The sequence below is a fragment of the Dellaglioa sp. CoH-57-MRSF-18 genome, assembly GCF_056781995.1.
Map to the genome: position 1 here is coordinate 1 of NZ_JBXAXX010000041.1, position 637 is coordinate 637.

Annotated in this window: 2 protein-coding genes; both read right to left on the reverse strand. The window is 53.2% G+C overall.

What is annotated here, in order from left to right; all coding sequences use genetic code 11:
* Positions 1-322 (reverse strand): hypothetical protein (locus AC1RPG_RS07935; protein WP_481762457.1); only part of this gene is annotated, 322 nt, incomplete at its 3' end.
* Positions 322-637 (reverse strand): hypothetical protein (locus AC1RPG_RS07940; protein ID WP_481762458.1); only part of this gene is annotated, 316 nt, incomplete at its 5' end. The genes AC1RPG_RS07935 and AC1RPG_RS07940, both read right to left, overlap by 1 nt.

Consider the following 637-nt stretch of genomic DNA (forward strand, 5'->3'; position numbering starts at 1 on the left):
GTGTTGCTTGCTGGAAGCCCTCGGACGCCAGCTTCTGATTCTGGCCGGGCAGTGCGTCATCCATCTTGCGGAAGCCTGCGCGTAGGTGAGTCAGGCCCTCTGCCCAATCGAGAATCAGGTAACCTGCGGCGTTTGCTGCCGCCAGTTCATCACGGCCATACGGTTGAACATTCATCTTGTTTCCTTTGCCAAAACCAAATCGGTTCAGCATATCTTGGGTTATTCCTTCAGGCATCGGCTTTGCGGTGCCGTCTTCATTGAAACAGTAGTGGCCACCTTCGCACCCAAGCGAGGAACAGCCACCGGGTTTACATTCGTTCATTATTCATCCAGCACAAGTTTGACGATAACGCGGCCCAGTGTATCGGACACGGCAGTCTTCAACACCGAACACCGCTTTCCCGCCTTGTCGGGGTATTCGACGTACGTAATGTCAACACCAGAATTCTTAACAGCCAACGTCAAGCCCGTGCACGCATTCACGAAGTCCCAGAAGTCTGGATTTGTGATATCCAGCGGATTGTAGTACCGATAATCGCGACCGTCGAAAATCTGGACGGCTACAGCGTCGCGTACCACGTGATCTCGATACAGGTATCCTCGAAATTTTGCCGCCCCTCGAATCAGGTCGAGTGAT